Genomic DNA, 19,974 nt, shown 5'->3' with positions numbered 1-19,974 from the left:
TATGACGCGTTGCCGCATCCAGCGCCGGTGAAAGGCGCGACTAGAGCAGGACGCAGCGGTTCCGGCCCGCCCGCTTCGCCGCGTACAACGCGCGGTCGGCGCGGTCGAAGGCCGCCGCCGAGGTGTCGTCGACGCCGAAGCGGGTAATCCCGCCGGACATGGTGACCGTCACGGGCCTGGAACTGGCATGGAACGCCAGCTTCTCCACCGTGGCGCATAAAGCGAGCGAGAGTTCCCACGCCTCGTCCGTGTCCATGCCGGCGAAGACCACGACGAATTCCTCGCCTCCATAGCGGGCGACGAACGCACGTCCTTCCAGTTCGCGCGCCAGGGTCTGCCCCACGATTCGCAGCACCGCATCGCCTGCACCATGGCCGTAGGTATCGTTGATGCCCTTGAAATGATCGATATCGAAGGCGCCGAGGCAGGCGGCACCGCCTCGTTCGCGGATCTCACGCTCCACCTCGGCCACGCGCCGCTCGTAGGCCAGGCGGTTCGGCAGGCTGGTCAACCCGTCGGTCAAGGCCAGCTCGTGTTCGCGGCGCAGCGAGTCCTGTAGCGAGGTCGCCTGGTTTTCCAGTTCCTCCACCCGGTCGCGCATGCGCTCGGCACGATCGCGATAGGCGGCGAGGCGCGCATCCTCGCGTTCGCGGTATTCACGGAAATGGCGGTCGATGAGGGAGAGACGCGCGGCGACCTCGGCCTGCAGGCTGCCCAGGTCCGCGGCGGCGAGCGTCGTCTCGCCCAGCGCGCGCATTTCCTCGCGAACGCTGGCGTCGAGCGCGCGGCCCTCGCGATCCTCGACACCCGTCCGTTCGAGTTCGATGGCGAGGTAACGGGTCATGTCGCCCAGGCGCAGGCTTACCGCCGCCAGTAATTCCTGGAGGCGCGCTATGTCGGCACGCAATCCATCGATGCTGGCCGCATCCGGGTCGCCGCCTGCCGGCGGAGGATCGTCCGATGTGGTGACGGCCTTCGCCAGGGCCTCGAGCAACGGCTCGAGCGCCGCGAGTGAAGGAACGTGGCGGAGTTCGGCGGCCAGCCGGTCGAGGAGCCGGTCCACGTCGTCGCCGCGACCCCGGGCGAGCGCGGCGAGGCGCAACGCCAACCGGCGCAACCCTTCCTGCAACGCATGGAAATCGCGCTCGTCACGCTCCATCCGCTCCAGCGCAAGATGGTACTTGCGCTCCCAGACATCCTGCTCCAAGCAGCTACCCACCGATCGTTCGTGGCCCTGCAAGCCATCCTACGCCGAACTGTCGCGGGGAAGCGCGTTCGCTTATCCGCGAACCGGACGCAGCATGCGGCAGAGCCCCACGATCGGCCGGTGCAGCCCACAGGGATCGGTGTTCCACGGATAGCCGCGGTGCGCGGCGGCCACGGCGTCGAATGACGGCCGGCCCGGCCCCCATGCGGCACCGCTTGCCAGCGAGACGGCCAGCCCCGCGACGAGAGCCATGTATCTGACGGTGGTATGCATCGGCCGGTCCCCCCTGTGTCGGCTCCGACGTTATGCCGCGGAACGTGACGGAACAATAGACCGAACGGCAGGGCCTGTCGCGCGGCGGACCGGCGTCACGCACTCGCCCGGCCTACGGACCGCACGGGCGACGCGGCCCTGTCGCGATCGGGGCCGATGACGAGGCACTGCTCGGCCAGCGCCGCGAGGCCCGGGCGATGCGAGACCACCACCATGACCGTGTGCGGCAGGCGCCGCTTCATCGCCGCCAGCACGGCCCTCTCCGATGCCGCGTCCAACGCGCTGGTCGCTTCGTCGAGCACCGCCAGGACAGGTTGGCGAAGGATCACCTGGGCCAGCAGCAGGCGTTGCAGTTCCCCGCCGGAGAGACGGCTCGACGCGTCGGCCAATGAGGTATCCAGGCCCGCGCCGGCGAGGCGGCGGTCGAGCCCCACGTCGGCCAGCGCCTCACGCAGTGACGCGTCGGCGGCCGTGGGCGCCGCCCAACGCAGGCACTCGCGCACCGTGTGCTGCCAGGGGCGAACGCTCTGGCTGACATAGGCCCCGTTCGAGACGAGTTGCCGGTAAGCGTCGAAGTCGAGGACCTCGCTGCCCAGCCGCGCGACGAATATATCGGGACGCGCCATGCCGGCCAGCACGTCGACGAGGCTGCTCTTGCCGATGCCCGAGTCCCCGGAAACGAGGGTGAGCTCGCCCGGCACCAGGTCGAACTCGCATACATGGAGGCCGCCCACGGGCGGGCTGACCCGCAGGCGCTCGATGCGCAGCGTGGCACCGGGCACCACCGTGGGCGGCGTCGACGCCTTCACCTCGGTCTCCAGTCCCATATAGCGCTGCCAGAGCTCCAGGGCGGGCGCGGCCGACCTCAGTTGCTGGAAACTCTGCCGCGTGGAAACGAGGTAGGGCAGCAAGCGTCCGAGCAGGAGGCACACGGCCATCAACGACGAACCGTCGATGCCATGCCGGCGATGGGCCAGCGCGAAGACCAGGGCGATCCCCGATGCCGCCGCCAGTTCCAGCAGGAGGCGGCCCGAGGCGATCAGTTCCAGTTGCCGCGCATAGCCCTCGCAAAGCTGCGCGGCCACGCCGCCATAACTCGCCTTCTCCGCGTCCTCGCGGCCATAGGAACGCACGTGGCGCAAGCGGCGCGGGAAATCCTCGCTATGCCAGAACAGCCGTGTCATGTCCGCCACATAGGCGCGGCTCACTTCCGATTGCTCGCGACCGAACGCACGCGAACCGAGCAGGCCGAGAAGGCCCAGCACGGGCGTGGCGAGCACCAGCACCGGCGAGACCCAGCATGCGACGGCCAGGCTCGCCGCCGCGGTCACGCCTGCGACGAGCAACTGCTGCAAGGCACTGAAACCCTGTACGACGATCTCGGTGTTGTAGGTGAGCACGTTCGCGATTTCCGCGGATGTCGCGTTCGCCAAGGCGGGCAACGAGGCGTCCACCAGCCGTGCCTGCACGCGCCGGCGCAGGCCCAACCCATAGCGTGCCGTGAGTCGCGCGCCCAGGCGGGAGGCCTGCCAGCGCAGCACGGCGAACACCGCCGTCACGAGGGCGAAAGCGCCGGCCGTCGCGTCCACTCCACCGCCAGGGAGAGGCAGATCAGGCAGGGGCAAGGCGTGCGACGGCTGCACCAAGGCGACCAGGAGCACGGTCGCGACACTGCCCGCGCAGGCGGACACCAGCGACAACACGACATAGGCAAGCGTCGGGAGACGGTCCCCGGGCGGCAGCGAACGCAGCAACGCGTGCAAAGGTGGCGCCGCGGACCGCGTGCCGTTGAGCATCGTCAACGCCCCGGTGTACCGGCCGCGAGCAAGGCACGCAGCGCGGCGATGGATTCACGAGGATGGCCGCCCCGGCGCAGTTCGTATGCGCCCAGCCCTCCGAGCCGATGGACGAAACGGTCCCACCCCGGCTGTGCCGCCGCATACGGCTGGTCGATCGCCAGCAGCGAAGCCACGTGCTCCCACGGCAGGCGGCGCAGCAGGCGCGTGGGATCGACCGCCATCTCGGCGCTCACGACGATGGCGCCGACCACGCGCAAGGGCGCCGGCGCCTGGTGGCCGCCGCTTTCGCGCAAGTCCGCCTCGAATTTCGCCACGCCGCTGCGCCGGTGGATCACCGGCGACGTTTCGATCCAGTCACGAACGGCCGCATCGTCGATGAAGCGCAACACATCCCTCTTCACGTGCAGGAAGTTGGCCACGCCGGTCGCCGACATGCTTTCCGGCTGCACGAAGACGCCGTCCTCGGCGAGGAAATCCATGCCGTCGAGCAAGGCATGCAAGGCCAGCGTCGACTTGCCCGCCCCGCTCGCACCGAGCAGAAGGAGGCCGCGCCCTTCCTGTCCGACACACGCGCCGTGCAGCGGAACGAGGTTCAGGCCGCGGGCGGCGAGCATGAAGACGGCGAATTCGATCAACTCGTAACGCACGTGGTACGGATGCGCCAGCATGTCCTGCGACACGACGACGAGGGCACGGTGTTGCGCCGGAACCAGCACCACGTAGTTCGCCTCGTCCATCGTGCCGCAGAGCAGGCCGGCGCCCGCCTGCGTGCGCACCGGGGGCGGCGTGTCGCGAACGGTCGCGGACTCGCGCGGCACCACGCGCAACTCGACGCGGAATTCAGGCGACACCGTGGAGAAGCGATGCTCCGGCAAGCCACCGTACGCCGCATCCACCAGGGCAAGCAGTTCGGCGCTGTCGCTTTCGAAGCGGAAGCGGCCACCGAGGATCTGCCGGCGGACGCAGACCTTCGGGCGTATGCGCTCGCCGAACGGATCCGCGACGGATACGTCTCGTGCATGGACATCGGTCGAAAACGTCATCGCCTGTCGATCTTCCCGGCCCGGAACGGTTGAGGGCGTGAGTGCGACGCGGGACCGGGAAGGTTGTCGATGCGCGCCGTGGCGTCGACGCAACCTCGCCGGCACCCGACGGCACCTACGCCCATCGCGGCGTCCCGGCACCGCGCTCCCCTGGTTCAGTCCGAGGCTCGTCACCGATGTTGAATATCCAGGTAGGCCATTCCTACTTCCTGCGCTACGACAGCAAGCAGTGGGAACGTGGCAAGCCCTATCCGCCACTGGCGACGATCCAGATCGCGGCGCTATTACGCCGGATGGAACACGAGGTCACGTTGTTCGACGCGATGCTGGCGGACGGCGTGGAAGACTACGCCGCGACGCTGGAACGCGCGCGGCCCGGCCTGGTGGTCTTCTACGAGGACAATTTCAATTTCCTCACCAAAATGTGCCTCGGCCGCATGCGCGACGCGGCCTGCCGGATGATCGCCGAGGCGCGTGCGAACGGGGCCCGGGTCATCGTGGCCGGTTCCGATGCCTCGGATCATCCGGAGCCCTTCCTCGCCGCCGGCGCGGACGCGGTGCTGATCGGCGAAGGCATCGGCGCCTTGATCGCGCTCGTCGAGCGTCTCCAGCGCCAGCCGGACATCGATCCCGCGGCGTGGACGGAGGGTCTTCCCGGCGTGGCCAGCATCGCCGATGGCACGACCCGCGTCACCCGCATCGGCGCCGTGCCTCCGGACCCGCGCATCGCCGGGCAACCGGCGTGGGACCTGCTCGACGTCGACCGGTACCGCGCGTTCTGGCAGGACCGGCATGGCTACTTCAGCCTCAACATGGCGGCCTCCCGTGGCTGTCCGTTCCGGTGCAACTGGTGTGCCAAGCCGATCTGGGGTAACCACTACAACCAGCGACCCGCGGAGGAAGTCGCCGCCGAGATGACCTATCTCAAGCGTACCTTCGCGCCGGACCATGTCTGGATGGCGGACGACATCTTCGGTTTCCATGTCGACTGGGTGAGCGAGTTCGCCATGCACCTGGAAGCCAGCGACGGTTCCATCCCCTTCACCATCCAGACACGCGCCGACCTCACCAGCGAGCGCATGACCGCCGCGCTGGCGAAAGCAGGATGCAGGGAAGCGTGGATCGGCGCCGAGAGCGGCAGCCAGCGCGTCCTCGATCGCATGACGAAGGGCACGAAGGTGCCCGACCTCGTCGCCGCCCGGCGACGCCTCGGCGCGCACGGCGTCCGCGTCGGCTTCTTCATCCAGTTGGGTTATCTCGGTGAACGGCTCGACGACCTGCTGGCCACCCGCGAGTTGGTGGAACTGGCCGCACCCGACGACATCGGCGTGAGCGTGTCCTATCCCCTCCCCGGCACGAAGTTCTTCGAGGAAGTGAAGGCGCAGCTCGGCGCGAAGACGCACTGGGACGACAGCGCCGACCTCGCGATGATGTTTCGCGGCGCCTACGATTCGGATTTCTACCGCCAGTTCCGCAACCTGCTGCACGACCAGGTGACGCTGCGACAAGGTGCGGCCGATGCGGAGGCCGAGGCGTCCTTGGGCCTGCGCTGGAACGCGTTGCTGGCCGGCGAGCGGGCGCACCGCACGGAAGCGCCGACCTTCCCTTCCACCGTGACGTCGCAAGGCGTCGCCCTCCCCCTCGCATGAGCATGCCATGCTGCCGCCACTGAAACTCGTCAAGCACGGCCTGCGCCGCACCACGGAAACGCTGGCGGCCGAACTCGCCCTCGCCCAGCCCGGCACCGACATGCCGGACTGGACCGACCTCGAGTGGCGGCTCGCCTCGGCCGCCGCCGTCGCCCACGGCGTCTCGCCCCTGCTCTGCCGCTTCTCCACCTGGCAACGGCCCTCGTGGCGGCGTTTCCTCGTCGACCAGCGCCAGCACGTCATCCAGCGCCACGAGCGGATCGCCGCCTTGCTGCATCGTATCGATGCAGGCGCGCGCGATGCCGGATTGCCGATGGTCGCGCTGAAGGGCGCCGCGCTGCATGCGCTCGGCCTGTACGTGCCGGGCGACCGGCCGATGGCCGACGTGGACCTGCTCGTGGACGAGGCCGACGCGGATGCCACGGCCCGCATGCTGCTCGCGATCGGCTACGAGGAATCGTTCGCGCAGTGGAAACACCGCGTGTTCAAGCCATCGGACGGCGACGCGATCGCCGGCCTGGGCGAACATCGCGACACGCCGATCAACATCGAGCTGCATACCCGCATCCACGAACGCCTGCCACTCGACACGGTGGACATCACGCCAGCCATCCGCCCATGCGAAGGCCGCCCCGGCATCCAACCCTATCCGTCGCCGGGCGCGTTGATGAGCCACTTGCTGCTGCACGCCGCGGGCAACATGTGCGGTCGCAGCCTGCGCCTGCTCCACCTCAACGACATCGCGCTGCTCGCCACGCGCATGCGGCCGGACGACTGGGCCGTACTCTGGGCGGGCGAGCGTCCCTGGTGGGCGCTGCCGCCGCTCGAACTCGTCGCGCGCTATTACGCCGGGGCGGTGCCGAAGAACGTGCTCCGGCGACTCCGCCGCGATTGCCCGCTCCTGCTACGCATGGCCGCGCGCCGGCAGACGCTCACCCATGTCTCCTGCTCCAACCTCTGGCTGCACGCCCTCCCCGGCGTCGAATGGTCGCGCTCGCTCGGCGAAGCCGGCCGCTGCCTGAAGAACCGGCTTCGACCGACCGAGGAAGGCGTGAAGGAACGCGCCGACATGATCCGGACCCAGGTCTGGCTGCAAGGGCAGAGCTGGGTCAGCCTCGGTCACCGCCGCCGCCTCCTCACCTGGCTCACCCGTCCGGTACCGCGCATGGATACCTTGTACGTGGTGCGCAAGGCGCTCGATGCGGTCGTGGCGGGATAAACAAAGGTTCTTGCGAAAGTCTCCCTCACCCGGGTGGGAAGCGGGCTGGCCCGCGATTCGCCACCCTGTGTCGAGCGGATGAGGCTGTGCATCGCAACCGAGCGAGCGGTGGAAAGCCTCGCCCGATTACGGCAAGGCTTCCTTCGCCGGCAAGAAGATCGAGGACTCGCGGGCCGGCCCGCTTCCCACCCGCAGCTCCCCCGCCACGCGCACAACCCCACCCGGCAGCTCCCCCGCCACGCGCATAACGAATGCGAGGGCGAAACCGAGCCGTGCGTGAAATTGGCCCGCTGCCGCGGGATCGCCGCTGAAGCGGCTCCCACCGAAAAAAAAGCCTCGCCTAACGGACGCTGCCTGCCTTGGCGGGATCGATGGCCGTGACGATGCGGTACATGTCCTCGAAGAACTCCGCCGTGTGATCGGCATCTTCCGCCAGCGCGCGGCGCTGCGCTTCCCTGGCCAGGCGCATGCGCAAGGCTTCGTCGTCGAGCACGCGGGCCATCGCATCGGCGAGCGCATCGGCGTCGCCTACGGGGACCGCCAACGCCGCCACGTTCGCCCATTCGGCGATGTGGCCGACGGCCGTACCCACCGTCGGCACGCCCGCCACGGCGGCCTCCAACAGGACCAACGGCCCCGCCTCGTGCAACGACGACATCACCAGCAGGTCGGACGCGGCCATGAGCGGCCGCAGTTCCGCCTGCGTGCGGAAACCGAGGAAGGTGACGCGCCGTTCGATGCCCAGGCAACGCGCCAGTTCCTGTATCTCGCCGTCCAGCGTGTCCACGCCGGCGATCCGCATCTCGAAGTCCACTCCCGCATTGGCCAGGATCGCCAACGCGCGCAACAAGGTCGCCTGGTCCTTCACCCGGTTGAGGCTGGCCACATGGATCAGTTTCGGCGGCGCGTCGTCACGCGGCCGTGGCTCCAGCGGCTTCCACGTGTCCGTGTCGACACCTAGCGGCACGCGTTTCGCCGGAATGCCCAAGGCGCCCAGGGCCTGGATGATCGGGTTACTCGCGGCGGTCACGACGTTCGCCACGCGCAAGATCACCGCCTCGCGCAACCGTCCACGCCATTTGCGCCTTCCGCCATAGCCGATGGCGTCCAGCGCCACCAACTCGCCACCCGCGATGTGCACGAGGGCCGGAAGGCCGAGCGATTTCGCCGCCACGACGCCGATCAGGCCGCAGTGCCCGGAGAAGATCGACTGGACCACGTCGAAGGGTGTGCATCGATGTTCGGCACGGATCGCGGCGATGGCACGCCATACCGTGCGGCCTTCGCCGATGTTATGTATCGTCGCGCCGCGCAGTGGCCAGGTCCCCGGCGCGGGCTCTTGGTGCAGTACGAATACATGCACTTCATGCGTCCTCGCGAGGCGTCCGATCAGGGCGAGGAACACCGGTATCACCCGCTGCTCGCCACCCCGGTCCACGCCACCGGGAAGCACTATCGCGATCTTCATGCGGCGCCCTTTCCACCGGCGACTTGGCGGTATGCCTCGGCCCACCGCCTGCCGAGGGCGTCGAACGACAAGGCAGCGTTGAAATGATCGCGCACCTCCTCCCTCGATGTGTCCGATGCCGCGACGTCGGAGGACGCCGCCACGAGCGCCTCGGCCAATGCGGCGGCGTCGCCGCGAGGCCACAAACGGCCGATGCGCCCGTCACCGGAGATGGCGCGGAACGAAGGAATGTCCGTCACCACGGGACGAAGTCCGCAGGCCATCGCCTCCAGCAACGCGTAACCCGACCCTTCGGCGAGGCTCGCCGAGACGAAGAGATCCGCCGAACGCATGAGCGATTCGATATCCGCATGCGGCACGGCACCGAGCAAGTGGACCCGGCCGGCAAGACGTGCATCGCCCTCGATCCGCCGGCGCACGGCGGACAACAAGGGAGCCGTGCCATATGCGCACCACAGTTGCAGGCCGGGCAAGCGCTCGCTGGCCTTGGCGATACCGTCGAGCATCGTCAATGGATCTTTTCCCACGGCCAGGTGGCCGACGGAAAGCACGCAGGGATCGCCATGCAGGCCCGTGACCATACGCGCTTGGCGACGATCGCCCGGCGTGAAGCGACTGCTGCTTTCAGGAATCGCCAGCAGGCGCGTATGCCTGCCGAACAAGCGCCGCCGCGTGAACGGCATCGCCTGGTCGAGCGAGGTGAAGGCGATGCCCGCCGCCGCGCCGTACCATCGCCGCCACGGCAGGTGACGCCATCGCGAAGGCAGGCCGTCCGCGTGGTCCTGAAGGACGACCGGCAGCATGGGAAGGCAGCGTGCCAGCGCCGCCGCATGCCGTGCGAAAGCCAGGCTATGCACGTGCACGATGTCCGCCCCGAGCTCGGCGGCGATACTCGCCGCCGACCGGCCGAGGTCTCCCGCGCCACGCATGCCCCGGCTATCGACGAAGTGGTAGCCGATACCCGAGCGCGTCACACGTCCGTCGAACCCCGCCATCTGCACGACCGATACCCGCGTGCCTCCGCTCGCGATCGCCTCGGCGATGTCGGCCAGCGAGGGCCAGCGCGCGAAGATCGCGGCGGCGTCGAGTTCCGCGGGCGCGGGCAGGAAGTTGACCAGGACGGCGTGCATGCGACGCGCTCCCCTAGAGGCCGGACACTTGCGGCATGCGCAGGCGCACCAGGCGATTGGCGAGATTCAGCTCCCACGGCTTGTCGTACTTGCGCCGGCGGTAACGCCAGGACGCCATGGCGCTGAGACCGCGCTTGGCCCAGGGTGGCGAGCGCAGGTCCTGCACCGTGGGAAAGCGACAGCGCAGCACGGTGACGAAGTCCTGGATGTGCCGGCGCAGGTCGTCCGTCAGCCAGGGGGCGTCCGCATGGCACGCGTAATCGACCCAACGCTTCTCCGTCCATTCCTCCGGCGTCGCCGGAAAGATCACCGGCTCGCCATCGAGGTCGAGCAAGGGCGTGGAGGCGCGCTTGCCGCGATCCTTCTCGTGCTTGCTGCTTTCCGGTAGCGGCGTGTAGATGTAGACGATGATTTCCGACTGCGGGTTGATCTTCTTCAGTTCACGGATGAACTCGAAGGTATGCAAGGTCTCTTCCTCGGTGTTCTGCGGCGGCGCGACCATGAACGACAGTTCGGGAATCACGCCGTGGCGGCGGCACAGCTCCGCCACTTCGAGGGTCTGGTCGGGTCGCGTGCCCTTGCGGATTTCCTTCAGCATCGCGCCGCTGGGGGATTCCGCGCCGATGTAGGCCATGCGCAGGCGGCTCTTGCGCACCAACTTCCACGAGCTTTCCGAAAGGTTGAGCAAGGCATCCGAACGGGCGTAACACCACCACGGCAGCTCCAGCTTCGCCATCACTTCCAGCAAGGGGACCATGTCCTCTTCGCGGTCGAAGAAGTTGTGGTCGAAGAACTGGATCGAATCGGCCCCCAGCCCATGCTTGAGATAACTCAGGTCGCGTTCCAGGCGGGCCACGGCCGGCAAGGCCGTCGTGCCGCCGAACATGGCCGCCACCCCACAGAACGTGCAGCGGAAGCGGCAGCCGATGGCGGCTTGGTGCGCGGCGGTGCGCCGGCCGAGGAAGGTCGGCGCCAGGTATCGGCGTGGATCGCCCAGCTTGTCGTACGGCAACACGATGCCGCTGTCGCCGAGCGAGAAGCGGCGACCAGGGTTGTGCACGATGTCGCCGTCGCGCTTCCAGGACAGCCCGCCGATGCGCGAGACATCGCGGTCGGGCCGGCCCAGCGCAACCATCAGTTCGGGCAGGCTTTCCTCGCCCTGCCCGCGGATGGCGTAATCCACGTAAGGCGCCGAAAGCGCGGTATCGGTGTACAGGGTCGGGAAATAGCCGCCCCATACGATGGGCATCCGCGGGAACCGTTCGCGGATCGCCTTCGACACGGCGATCGACGGTTCCATCTGTGGACCGCCCATGACGCTGATGCCCACGGCATCGAAGCGTTCCGCTTCGATCGCTTGCAAGGTCGCGGCGACGACGTCGCGATCGATGTTTCCATCCACCACGCGGCTCGTGCCACCGCGGTCCAGCGCCGCGGCCAGATGAAGCAGTGACAACGGGAAACGCGCGCTACCGCGCGAGGTGATCGTCGGATTGACCAGCAGGGTGTTCGGGGCGTGGGTCATGGAGGCGGTCGCATGGATTCAGGAAGGCCGGCGCAGCTGGAATACCAGCGCGACGGGCACGTCGAGGGCCACGCGGTCGAAGTGCGCGCCCTCGGGGATGTCCGCGGCATCGAGCATCGGCTCGAGCACGTGCTCGATGAGCAGGCCGAGGCGCGCGCAGGCCGCGTGCCAATGGCTGTAGAGGTGCGGGGTATGACGCGCCGCATAGCGCTGTCCGCCGTGTTTGAAGTCGCGCAGCCAGCCCAGCGCGTGGCCCGTGGGGTGCACGTCGCTGCACAGGATCAGGCCGCCGGGACGGGTCACCCGGCGCAGCTCCACAAGCGATGGCTCGAGTCGCCGGAGGTGTCCGATCACCAGGCCGCAAAGCGTGATGTCGGCCTCGTCCGAAGGTAGCGGCAAGGATTCCAGGTCGCCCTGCCCCAGCTCGACGGAGGCGGGCGCTGCGGTGCCGGCGAGCGCGGCGGCGGCACGCTCCAGCATCTCCGGTGACAGGTCGACGCCGCGCACGCGGGCCGCGCCACGCTCCACCGCGTGCCGCATGTAGCGGCCACTGCCGCAACCGGCATCGACCACCGATTGTCCGCGCAAGTCTGTCGGCAACAGGCCGAGCATCGCGCGCTCCTCGGCCAGCATCACGGGATTGTGCGCATGGGAGGGATAGCTGCCGGCCCATAGCGCGTACGCGGCCGACGGCTCGAGGATGGGCGTGACGCTCATGGGGAAATCTCCGCGGGTTGTCTCTCGTGCGTCGCCAGCGGTACATGCTCCAAGCCCGGTTCGAGCGCGAGCAGGTCCGGATCGGCCAGTTCACGGGCGAGCAACTTCTCCTTGCCGTCCAGCGTCACCGGCACCGTCTCGACCCCGGCGGCGGCGAACCAGCCGGCGAAGTCGGGATCGGCGATACGGGGCACGCCGTCGCGTATCACGGCGCGAAGATCGGCGCGTCGCCGGCCGACCAGGCAGTCCGCCTCGTCCCCGCCGCGATCCTCCACGATCACCGCGTCACCCACGAAACCATGCTCGAGCCGGCCCCGCCTGGAAAGGCGAAGCACGCGCGCGCCGGCTTCGGTCGCCAAGTCGAGCAAGGCGCGCCGATCCAGCGTGCCGAGCAAGTCCTCCATACGCAGTTCCTCGAGCAGGTCGCGTGCGCCGCTGAGGCGGGAGTCGCTGCCCAGGGCGAGCCGTCCCGCCGCATGCAGACGACGTGGATCGAGGGTTCGGCCGAGCAGGCGGCGGTTGCTGCCCGGGCACCACACAACCGACGCGCCCGCCGCGATCACCCGGTCGATGTCCTGTTCCCCCATGCCCACGCCATGCACGAGCACGCTGTTCGCGGCCAGGCAGCCAAGCCGGTCGAGCCGCGCGAGTTCGGCGGCGGCCACGGCATCCGTTCCCTCGGCGAGGTGGATCATCCACGGATGCATGGACGGCGTCTCGGCGAAGCTGGCTTGCACGGGCGGCCCGTAGGCGGGGCCGTCCAGGGTGTAGCTCCAGCCGTGGTCGCGCAGCAGCGCCACCGGAAAATCCGCGGCATCCAGCGCGGGATGCCACGGATCGTGGTGTGCGACGCAGGTGACGCCCGCGAGCAGGTTCTTGAGCGCGCCGTGGCGCATCCGCCGTTCCTTGGGTATCGCCAGGGCGTCGACCACGGACGGCTCTGTGAAGTGCGCCTGGAACGCCTCGATCCACGCGTAGCTGTTCGGAAACGGCGCGGTCGCACCCAGGGGCGGTACGCAGTTCACCTGCAAGTGGTCGTGGGCGTTGATCAGGCCCGGAAAGACCAGGTGATCGCGCAGGTCCACCGGGAAACCAACCTTGCCGGCGCGTGCACCGATGCGACCGCCGACGAAATGCAACGGCGAACGCACGGCACCGGCGACGGTCACCAGGGCGGCGCCGGAAAGCGTGGCGTCCACCCTCAGCGCCGGTGCATCACGATCAGGAAGTGATCGCCCATGTCGCGCAGCAAGGGCAGCCCGCCGAAACGGTCGTCGATGCGGCCGAGCCGCTCGTACCAGCCGGGGCGGCGGCGATAGCGCTCGACCATGTAGGGCGGCGGCAGGAACAGGCTCAGTGCGCGATAGCCGCCCAGCACGAAATGCTCCTGGAACGCCGCATAGAACTCACGCGGCATGTAGTAGTACGTCCAGATCGTGTGGCCATTCATGCCCACCGATTGCGCCCCGCGCGCGAGACGTACGCCAGCCCGGCCGAAGCGGCGGCGCATGGCGTAGTGGCCGGCTTCCCATGGACAGAGGCGGCCCATCACCGAGAAGACGAGGCTGCCACCGGGACGCACCAGCCGCGCGCATTCATCCGCGACGGCGCGCAGGTCGGGCGCGCAGTTCAGCGGCCCGAAGTTCGAGTAGACGCCATCGAAGCGGCCGCCCAGCATGTGGAGTTGCTGCACGCCGAGGTGCACGGCGCTCACCTTCGATCCCAGTGCCGCCGCCTCGGCCCGCGCACGCGTGCGCTCGACCATCTCGGGAGACCAGTCGCTGGCCACCACCTCGTAACCGTGCCGGGCGAACTCGACGGCGTCCAGGCCGGTCCCGCAACCAAGGTCGAGCAGCCGCGATCCCGCCGGCATCGTCCGGGCGATCGTCGTCCACATCGTGCCGCGCATGCGCTGGATCAGTTCGTTGTTGCCGCGCGGACCGTCGTAATCCGCCGCCACGCTGTCGAACGCCTTCTGCGTGTCGAGCAATTGCGCCTCGTCGAGCCCTCGCGGGGGCGGCATTCGCTCCATCCGTGCCTGGCCAGTCATGTCGATCTCCGAACCCATGGGTGTATGGCCTGTGTGTGCCGCCTGGCCGCGCTTTGGTTGACTCAGGCGAAGTTCGCCGTCGCCGCACCACGGCGGCGCAACGCATGCCGTGCCACGGCCGCCAGCGAGGCGAGGAAGGCCGCCGCCAGCACGCCCATGCCCAAGGTCAATGGAGCGTTGGGGAAGACCCGGTCCGCGGGCACGTCGATCGGCCAGGCCATCGACGTGCCGGAGGTGTAGTTGTCCGCCAGCCGCGTCACCAGGTCGTTGCGAACCTGTTCGAGCGTGCGGACGTCGCCGTTCGCGCCGGCCAGCAGCACACCCGCCATGCGTGCGTCGTCGCCCTTGCCGCCGGTGGCCTCGCGGGACAGCCTGGCCTGTTCGGCGCGAGCGTCCTTCAGGCTGGCCTCGACCTCGCCCAGGCGTTTGCGCGCCAGTTCCAGCGGTCGCGCCTCGATGCGCTGGTGGATCGCCTGCAACACCGTCACCGTCGCCGACGCCAGTTCGGCGGCATCGCGTCCCGAATAGGCGCGCAGACGGAGCTTGATCACGCTCGCGTACGGCAACGGCTCCAGTTTCAGGCTGCGCCGGTAAAGCTTCGCCTCGGGTGCTTCGACGGGAACGCCGACGCTCTTCAGCACGTCGTTCTGGAAGCCGACCGTGTCGAGCCGCTCGAGCACGCGCTGGAACGGTTCGACCTTCGGGTCCTGACCGGCGGGCGCGACACCCAGCTGGCCCAGTTGTATCCATGCCGTCGCTTCCCATTGGCTACGCGATGCATGGAGGTAGGCGAACGTGGCCAGGAGGACGACGGCGGCCGTGCCGGCGAACCAGCGCCATTCGCGGGCGACGATGCGCCACATGTCGATCAGGTAGATTTCGTCGGCTCGTTCCATGCGGGGGACTCGGAAGGGTGGAAGGGGGATGGCGTCCGGCCCGGCAGCAACGCTGCCAGTACCTGCAACAACAGGCAGATGCCGAGGAAGGCGGCATTCATCCAGATGAATATCTGGGGCGCGAAGGGCGACATCACCGAGACGTAGGCGATGCGCAGGAACATCAGGAGTCCGAAGAGCGGCACGTTCGGACGCAACCGGCGCACGCACCAGATCAACAGGCCGTAGGCCGCCGCGATCGAAAGCAGCGCGCCCGGCGCACCCCAGGCGAGCAGGAAAGGAAGGTACTCCGTACCCACGTTGATGTTCATCGCATCGAACGGGATGTCGGTGTCCATGCTCGACAAGGGGCCGCTTCCCGGTATCAGCTGGTGCACGAGGAAGTCCGGGTTGGCATAGTGCTTGGCCAGCATCGCGCCGAAGTTGTAGGGGCCGGCGCTGATGTAAAGAAGCAGCCACTTCACGCCCTGCGGGGCCGCGCGGTAGAGGCTGCTGAAAGGCAGCGTCACGTTGTCCAGCGACCCCGAGCGCAAGGCGCCCAGCACCGAAAAGACGACGCATCCGAGCAGGCCCAGCATGGCGATCGCTTTCCAGGGCAAGGGCCGGCTCGCATCACGACGGAAGACCGCGATGAAGGCGATCGAGAACAGGCCCGCGAAGATGCGGTTCCGGTCGATCACGAGCACCGGAAACACCAGGCCCACCGTCAGCAGCAAGTAGCGCAATCCGGCATGGCGCGTACACAACAAGCCGATGACGGGCAAGGTCCAGCACATGTCGGAGATATGGCGCAGATGCTCGCGCCCGGGCTCCATCGTCGCGTACGACGAGGGATCGTCGATCAGGGGGATGGGGAAGAGCGCGAGGTCGAGGCCGCAGAACAGCGTCACCACCGCGGCGAATGCCAGTGCCACGAAGGCCTCGCGGGTTCCGGCATACCGCCGTGCGCGGAAACGTTCGGGCGCAGGCAGGCGGATGCCCATGGTGGCGTCGAGCAGCAGGATGGCCCCCGCCGCGAGCACGAGCAACAGGATGCCCTGGCCGTATCCGGCGGGCAGGTCGTAGGTCAGCGGCGTGATGCCGCAGGCGAGCAGGAGCGGCAGGCACAGGTAGGCCGACGGCAGGCGCAGCAAGCGTTTCATGTTTCGCCCATCCGTTGGCGATGCGGCACGGGACGTATCCGCGACAGCATCAGCAACGACAGGTAAGCCGTCATCTGCATCGCCACCAACCACGATCGTCCCTGCAGGAAGGCGATCTTGGCGCCGATGCGGAACGCCTCGGCACGCAGGAGGGTACGGTCCGGTTCGTCGAACATGCACAGCCGGCGCAAGGCCACCTGCCGCGCCTCGGTGAGATTGACGATACGCGTGGCGGTATGGCGCGTCTTGCTGAAGTTCGCGCCATGCAGCCGGTAAGCACACACCTTTACATCGACGAAGCCGATGGCGTCCCTCGCCGCCAGGCGCAGGAACAGGTCCCAGTCGTCGATGCGCAGGCCTTCCGTCCAGCGTGCCACGGTTTCCAGCGCGCTCTTTCGCAACATCGTGACCGGCCCACCGATCGCCCAGTGGCTGATCACCGCGCGCCGGATACCGTCGTCGGAGCCGTACAGCCGCTTGTTCGCGTGATGGAGGTCGGACATGCCGCTGTCGAGGATCTTCGCGCCGTGCCGGTCGACGACGATGCAGTCCCCTATCGCGGCACCCTTGTGGGGGTGTTCGATGAGATAGCGGACGAGGACGTCGGAACCGCCGGGTAGCAGGTAATCGTCGCTGGCGCCGATGCGCAGGAACTCCCCCCGCGCGCGTGCCGCCAACTCGTTCAGCGTCGCCGCGATGCCCTTGTTCTCGCGACTCACGTATTCGATCGCGATGGCCTCGCCGTGGGTCGCGATCCATACCTCGATCCGCTCCGCCGTCCCGTCCGTCGATCCATCGTCGATGATGACGATCTCCTTGGCCGGATACGGATCGTCGAGCACGCTGTCCAGGCAACGCTGCACGAAGTCCTCGTGGTTGAACGCGGGTATCAATACCGACACGAGCGGCAGCGCCGGCACGCGTTCCGGTTTACTCGCGGGCATGGTCAGAGCCCTCCCAGGTAGCGCCGCACCACCACGACGTTGAAGACGAGGTAGAGGGCATAGTTGGCCGCGAAAGCGTACATCGCGCCGATCACGCCGAACGTCGTGGTGAAGGCGCAGACCAGCAGGAAATAGGTCACGCCGAAGACGATCTCGGAAACGATGAAGAGCCGGGTCATCGACTTCGCCAGCATCAGGTAGGCCAGGACGAAAGACGCGATCTTGAACACGTCGCCCACCAGCTGCGGGCCGTAGAGATCGTTCGCCCCGGCCGTGAAGTCGGCACTGAAAAGGACACGTGTGATGGGCTCGCGCATCAGGTACACCACGGCCGCGATCGCCACCACCACGGGCAGGAGGAAACGGTAGGCCTGGCGGAATTCCGCGACGAGCGCGGCCTTCCCTTTCGTGGAGGCAAGCCTGGGCAGGTAGTGGACCGTGATGGCGGTGACGAGGAACAGCAGGTACGCGTCCGAAACGCGGCTCACGGCCTGCCAATAGCCGACCTGCTCCCAGCCGAAGCGCGCGGCGAGATGGTCGCGGACCGCGATGTTGACCAGGGGCGGTACCAGCGCCGAGGTGAGGGTCATCGTGGAGAACGCGGCGAGGCGTCCGGTCATCTCCCGGTCGAAGCGCATGCGCAGCATGCCGCGACGGAAGTAGGGGCTCTTCCAGCACGCGGGAAACGCCACGAGCAACCACAGGGACTGCCCCAGCACGAGGGCGAGCAAGGCACCGTAGAGATGCAGCCAGCGGGACAGCCACAGCGCGGCGAGCATCGCCAGGATCGAGCCGGCCACCTGGATGACGGCGAGCCGGCGCACGTCCATGAAGCCGTTGACCACGGCGAGCATGTAGTTGACGACGGCGATGCCCAGCTGCGCGACGGCGAGCACGCGAACGAGGCTCGCATAGCCGGCATCGCCCATCAGCCACGCGGCGATCTGCCGGCTGAACAGCCAGGTGGCGGCACCCATGACGCAGGAAGCGATCAAGGCGTACCAGAGCGCCGCGGCGAGAAGACGGGACAGCCGGGACGCGTCCTCGCGGTACTCGGCCACGTATTTCACCACGCCGGAGCTGATGCCCCCGCCCGCGAACACGGCCAGGACGGACATGAGGCTCATGAACTGGCCCAGCCGGCCAATGCCTTCCGGACCGGCGGACGAGGCCACGAGCTTCACCACCACCAGCGCGGCGATCAGCCGTGCGCCGGTGCCCAGGGCCGCGTAGAAACCCGAGCGGAGGAAACTCATGGATCGTCCGGGTAGGACATGCAGGCCTCGACCACCCGCTCGACCTGATCGTCGCGCAGGACGGCGGCCATCGGCAGGCTCAATACTTCGGCGTGGAGTCGATCGGTGAGCGGTAGCCGAAGGTTCCGCAGCGAAGCGTAGGCGGGTTGCCGGTGCGGTGGAACCGGGTAATGCACCAGCGTCTGGATGCCCTGCCGCGCGAGGTGCTCGCGCAAGGCCTCGCGGCGTGCGCTGCGGACCACGAACAGGTGCCATGCGTGCGTGCCGGGTGCGCCGGCGGCGGGCAGGCGGATCGCCGGATGACGTATTCCCGCGAGATAGGCCTCGGCCACCGCGCGACGGTGCGCGTTGTCGGTGTCCAGGTGGCGCAGCTTCACGCGCAGCATGGCCGCCTGCATTTCATCCAGCCGCGAATTGGCGCCCTGCGTGTCGTGCCTGTATTTCTCCGGTGAGCCGTAGTTGCGCAGGGCACGGACACGGGTCGCCAGGTCCTCGTCGTCGGTGGCCACGGCTCCGCCGTCGCCGAGCGCGCCCAGGTTCTTTCCGGGATAGAAGCTGAAAGCCGCTGCGTCGCCCAGCGAACCCGCCCTGCGGCCATGGCAGGAGGCGCCGTGGGCTTGCGCGGCGTCCTCGATCAGCAACAGGCCACGACGGCGGGCGATCTCCGCGAGCGCGGGCATGTCGGCCAGGCGTCCGTAGAGATGCACCGCCATGATGGCCCGCGTGCGCGGCCCGATCGCCGCCTCGACGCGCGCGGGATCGAGGTTGAACGAGGCGTCGTCGGGCTCGACCGGCACCGGGACCAGCCGGTTCGCCGTGACGGCGAGGAAACTGGCGATGAAGGTGTTGGCGGGCACGATGACTTCGTCGCCTTCGGCGAGCGCGCCGCGTTCCCTATAGGCGCGCAGGATCAACGACAACGCGTCGAGGCCGTTGCCCACGCCGACCATGTGCGCCGTGCCGCAGTAACGGGCGAACTCGCGCTCGAAAGCGTCCAGTTCATCACCCAGCACATACCACCCGGAATCGACGACCTTGCCGGCCGCCGCTTTCAGTTCATCGGCATAGGGCGCATTGACCGCACCGAGATCGAGGAAGGGTACGTCTGGTGTAGCGACGCTCACCATACCGCCAATCCTTCCACCCGCGTACCGCCACGCACCTCGCGCAGGAAATCGTCGTAGTCGGTGATGTAGTCATCCGGGTCGTAGTGCTGGTCGGCCAGGACCATCAGCACGCAGTCGTCGCTGAAATCGTAGAGGTCGCGCCAGACCATGGCCCCCAGCAGCAGTCCCTTGGTGGGATCGTCGAGCACGACCTCCACCGGACCGTCGCCGTCGTCGAGAAGGAAAGTGACGCGGCCGCGCACGGCCACCGCCAGCTGGTTCAACCGCCGGTGCGCATGACGCCCGCGATGCACGTCGGGCGTGGTGGCGAACAGGTAATACACGCGCCGGATGGGAAAGGGCACGTTCCGCTCCTGCTCCAGCGCGACGAGCATTCCCCGGCTATCGCCGTGCGAGGTCAGGGAAATCGGTTGGATGTCCATGCGATGGCCCGGCTGTGACAGTGGCTGCGAGAGTCGGGATTGAGTGCCGCCGCCTTCGTCGAAGGTTGCGTCCGCCACCGGCACAACCTTCCGTGCGCGTCCCGGCA

General features: G+C 68.2%; 18 protein-coding genes. 2 read left to right on the top strand and 16 right to left on the bottom strand.

All coding sequences use genetic code 11. The annotated features are described in order from the left end of the window. Positions 1-40 precede the first annotated feature (40 nt). The 4 genes from AB6730_RS05715 to AB6730_RS05700 all read right to left on the bottom strand — a co-directional run bounded on the left by AB6730_RS05715 (position 41) and on the right by AB6730_RS05700 (position 4,322). Positions 41-1,219, bottom strand: a complete 1,179-nt coding sequence (locus tag AB6730_RS05715; RefSeq protein WP_371022687.1) for a diguanylate cyclase — start codon at positions 1,217-1,219, stop codon at positions 41-43. Between the two features lie 60 nt (positions 1,220-1,279). Next, the gene (locus AB6730_RS05710; protein WP_371022686.1) at positions 1,280-1,480 is read right to left on the bottom strand and encodes a hypothetical protein; all 201 of its coding nucleotides are present in this window, start codon (positions 1,478-1,480) and stop codon (positions 1,280-1,282) included. 95 nt (positions 1,481-1,575) lie between these two features. Further along, a complete protein-coding gene (locus tag AB6730_RS05705; RefSeq protein ID WP_371022685.1) occupies positions 1,576-3,276 on the bottom strand; it encodes an ATP-binding cassette domain-containing protein in 1,701 nt (566 codons plus the stop codon). A gap of 2 nt (positions 3,277-3,278) precedes the next feature. Next, on the bottom strand, positions 3,279-4,322 hold the full coding sequence (locus AB6730_RS05700) for a serine kinase (RefSeq protein WP_371022684.1): 1,044 nt from the start codon (positions 4,320-4,322) through the stop codon (positions 3,279-3,281). 176 nt (positions 4,323-4,498) lie between these two features. On the opposite strand from AB6730_RS05700, the gene AB6730_RS05695 reads away from it, so the two are divergent. Then, positions 4,499-5,971 carry a radical SAM protein gene (locus AB6730_RS05695; protein WP_371022683.1) on the top strand — a complete coding sequence of 491 codons (1,473 nt, stop codon included), beginning with the start codon at positions 4,499-4,501 and terminating at the stop codon, positions 5,969-5,971. Between the two features lie 7 nt (positions 5,972-5,978). After that, a complete protein-coding gene (locus tag AB6730_RS05690; RefSeq protein WP_371022682.1) occupies positions 5,979-7,190 on the top strand; it encodes a nucleotidyltransferase family protein in 1,212 nt (403 codons plus the stop codon). Positions 7,191-7,530: 340 nt separating this feature from the next. Here the strand turns inward: AB6730_RS05690 and AB6730_RS05685 are convergent, their stop codons facing one another. The 12 genes from AB6730_RS05685 to AB6730_RS05630 all read right to left on the bottom strand — a co-directional run bounded on the left by AB6730_RS05685 (position 7,531) and on the right by AB6730_RS05630 (position 19,867). Continuing rightward, entirely contained in the window at positions 7,531-8,658 is a 1,128-nt protein-coding gene (locus AB6730_RS05685; RefSeq protein ID WP_371022681.1) for a glycosyltransferase family 4 protein, read from the bottom strand. Continuing rightward, entirely contained in the window at positions 8,655-9,788 is a 1,134-nt protein-coding gene (locus tag AB6730_RS05680) for a glycosyltransferase family 4 protein (RefSeq protein WP_371022680.1), read from the bottom strand. The genes AB6730_RS05685 and AB6730_RS05680 overlap by 4 nt, the downstream gene beginning before the upstream one ends. Before the next feature lie 13 nt (positions 9,789-9,801). Further along, positions 9,802-11,313 carry a radical SAM protein gene (locus tag AB6730_RS05675; RefSeq protein WP_371022679.1) on the bottom strand — a complete coding sequence of 504 codons (1,512 nt, stop codon included), beginning with the start codon at positions 11,311-11,313 and terminating at the stop codon, positions 9,802-9,804. A gap of 18 nt (positions 11,314-11,331) precedes the next feature. Then, positions 11,332-12,030: a class I SAM-dependent methyltransferase gene (locus AB6730_RS05670; protein ID WP_371022678.1), complete on the bottom strand. Its 699-nt coding sequence runs from the start codon at positions 12,028-12,030 to the stop codon at positions 11,332-11,334. Further along, the gene (locus tag AB6730_RS05665; protein WP_371022677.1) at positions 12,027-13,229 is read right to left on the bottom strand and encodes an amidohydrolase family protein; all 1,203 of its coding nucleotides are present in this window, start codon (positions 13,227-13,229) and stop codon (positions 12,027-12,029) included. Before AB6730_RS05665 ends, AB6730_RS05670 begins: the two co-directional genes overlap by 4 nt. A 2-nt stretch (positions 13,230-13,231) precedes the next feature. Then, positions 13,232-14,053, bottom strand: a complete 822-nt coding sequence (locus AB6730_RS05660; RefSeq protein WP_371022676.1) for a class I SAM-dependent methyltransferase — start codon at positions 14,051-14,053, stop codon at positions 13,232-13,234. Between the two features lie 89 nt (positions 14,054-14,142). After that, a complete protein-coding gene (locus tag AB6730_RS05655; RefSeq protein ID WP_371022675.1) occupies positions 14,143-14,976 on the bottom strand; it encodes a Wzz/FepE/Etk N-terminal domain-containing protein in 834 nt (277 codons plus the stop codon). After that, a complete protein-coding gene (locus tag AB6730_RS05650) occupies positions 14,949-16,118 on the bottom strand; it encodes a hypothetical protein (protein ID WP_371022674.1) in 1,170 nt (389 codons plus the stop codon). Before AB6730_RS05650 ends, AB6730_RS05655 begins: the two co-directional genes overlap by 28 nt. After that, the gene (locus AB6730_RS05645) at positions 16,115-17,062 is read right to left on the bottom strand and encodes a glycosyltransferase (RefSeq protein WP_371022673.1); all 948 of its coding nucleotides are present in this window, start codon (positions 17,060-17,062) and stop codon (positions 16,115-16,117) included. The genes AB6730_RS05650 and AB6730_RS05645 overlap by 4 nt, the downstream gene beginning before the upstream one ends. A 2-nt stretch (positions 17,063-17,064) precedes the next feature. After that, the gene (locus AB6730_RS05640; RefSeq protein WP_371022672.1) at positions 17,065-18,318 is read right to left on the bottom strand and encodes an O-antigen translocase; all 1,254 of its coding nucleotides are present in this window, start codon (positions 18,316-18,318) and stop codon (positions 17,065-17,067) included. Then, positions 18,315-19,445, bottom strand: coding sequence for a DegT/DnrJ/EryC1/StrS family aminotransferase (locus AB6730_RS05635; protein ID WP_371022671.1), 1,131 nt, complete (start codon positions 19,443-19,445; stop codon positions 18,315-18,317). The genes AB6730_RS05640 and AB6730_RS05635 overlap by 4 nt, the downstream gene beginning before the upstream one ends. Beyond that, entirely contained in the window at positions 19,439-19,867 is a 429-nt protein-coding gene (locus AB6730_RS05630) for an FdtA/QdtA family cupin domain-containing protein (RefSeq protein WP_371022813.1), read from the bottom strand. Before AB6730_RS05630 ends, AB6730_RS05635 begins: the two co-directional genes overlap by 7 nt. Between the last annotated feature and the right edge of the window lie 107 nt (positions 19,868-19,974).

It is taken from the genome of Luteibacter sp. RCC_6_2 (assembly GCF_041360655.1).
Classification (GTDB): Bacteria; Pseudomonadota; Gammaproteobacteria; order Xanthomonadales; family Rhodanobacteraceae; genus Luteibacter.
The sequence above is the reverse complement of the archived record's forward strand: the minus strand, read 5'-3'. Positions and strand labels throughout refer to the sequence as shown.

Coding starts and splice junctions, on each gene's coding strand:
- AB6730_RS05710 (WP_371022686.1), bottom strand. CDS start 1,480: ATGCATACCACCGTCAGATACATGGCTCTCGTCGCGGGGCTGGCCGTC.
- AB6730_RS05705 (WP_371022685.1), bottom strand. CDS start 3,276: ATGCTCAACGGCACGCGGTCCGCGGCGCCACCTTTGCACGCGTTGCTG.
- AB6730_RS05700 (WP_371022684.1), bottom strand. CDS start 4,322: ATGACGTTTTCGACCGATGTCCATGCACGAGACGTATCCGTCGCGGAT.
- AB6730_RS05695 (WP_371022683.1), top strand. CDS start 4,499: ATGTTGAATATCCAGGTAGGCCATTCCTACTTCCTGCGCTACGACAGC.
- AB6730_RS05690 (WP_371022682.1), top strand. CDS start 5,979: ATGCTGCCGCCACTGAAACTCGTCAAGCACGGCCTGCGCCGCACCACG.
- AB6730_RS05685 (WP_371022681.1), bottom strand. CDS start 8,658: ATGAAGATCGCGATAGTGCTTCCCGGTGGCGTGGACCGGGGTGGCGAG.
- AB6730_RS05680 (WP_371022680.1), bottom strand. CDS start 9,788: ATGCACGCCGTCCTGGTCAACTTCCTGCCCGCGCCCGCGGAACTCGAC.
- AB6730_RS05675 (WP_371022679.1), bottom strand. CDS start 11,313: ATGACCCACGCCCCGAACACCCTGCTGGTCAATCCGACGATCACCTCG.
- AB6730_RS05670 (WP_371022678.1), bottom strand. CDS start 12,030: ATGAGCGTCACGCCCATCCTCGAGCCGTCGGCCGCGTACGCGCTATGG.
- AB6730_RS05660 (WP_371022676.1), bottom strand. CDS start 14,053: ATGCCGCCCCCGCGAGGGCTCGACGAGGCGCAATTGCTCGACACGCAG.
- AB6730_RS05655 (WP_371022675.1), bottom strand. CDS start 14,976: ATGGAACGAGCCGACGAAATCTACCTGATCGACATGTGGCGCATCGTC.
- AB6730_RS05650 (WP_371022674.1), bottom strand. CDS start 16,118: ATGAAACGCTTGCTGCGCCTGCCGTCGGCCTACCTGTGCCTGCCGCTC.
- AB6730_RS05645 (WP_371022673.1), bottom strand. CDS start 17,062: ATGCCCGCGAGTAAACCGGAACGCGTGCCGGCGCTGCCGCTCGTGTCG.
- AB6730_RS05640 (WP_371022672.1), bottom strand. CDS start 18,318: ATGAGTTTCCTCCGCTCGGGTTTCTACGCGGCCCTGGGCACCGGCGCA.
- AB6730_RS05635 (WP_371022671.1), bottom strand. CDS start 19,445: ATGGTGAGCGTCGCTACACCAGACGTACCCTTCCTCGATCTCGGTGCG.
- AB6730_RS05630 (WP_371022813.1), bottom strand. CDS start 19,867: ATGGACATCCAACCGATTTCCCTGACCTCGCACGGCGATAGCCGGGGA.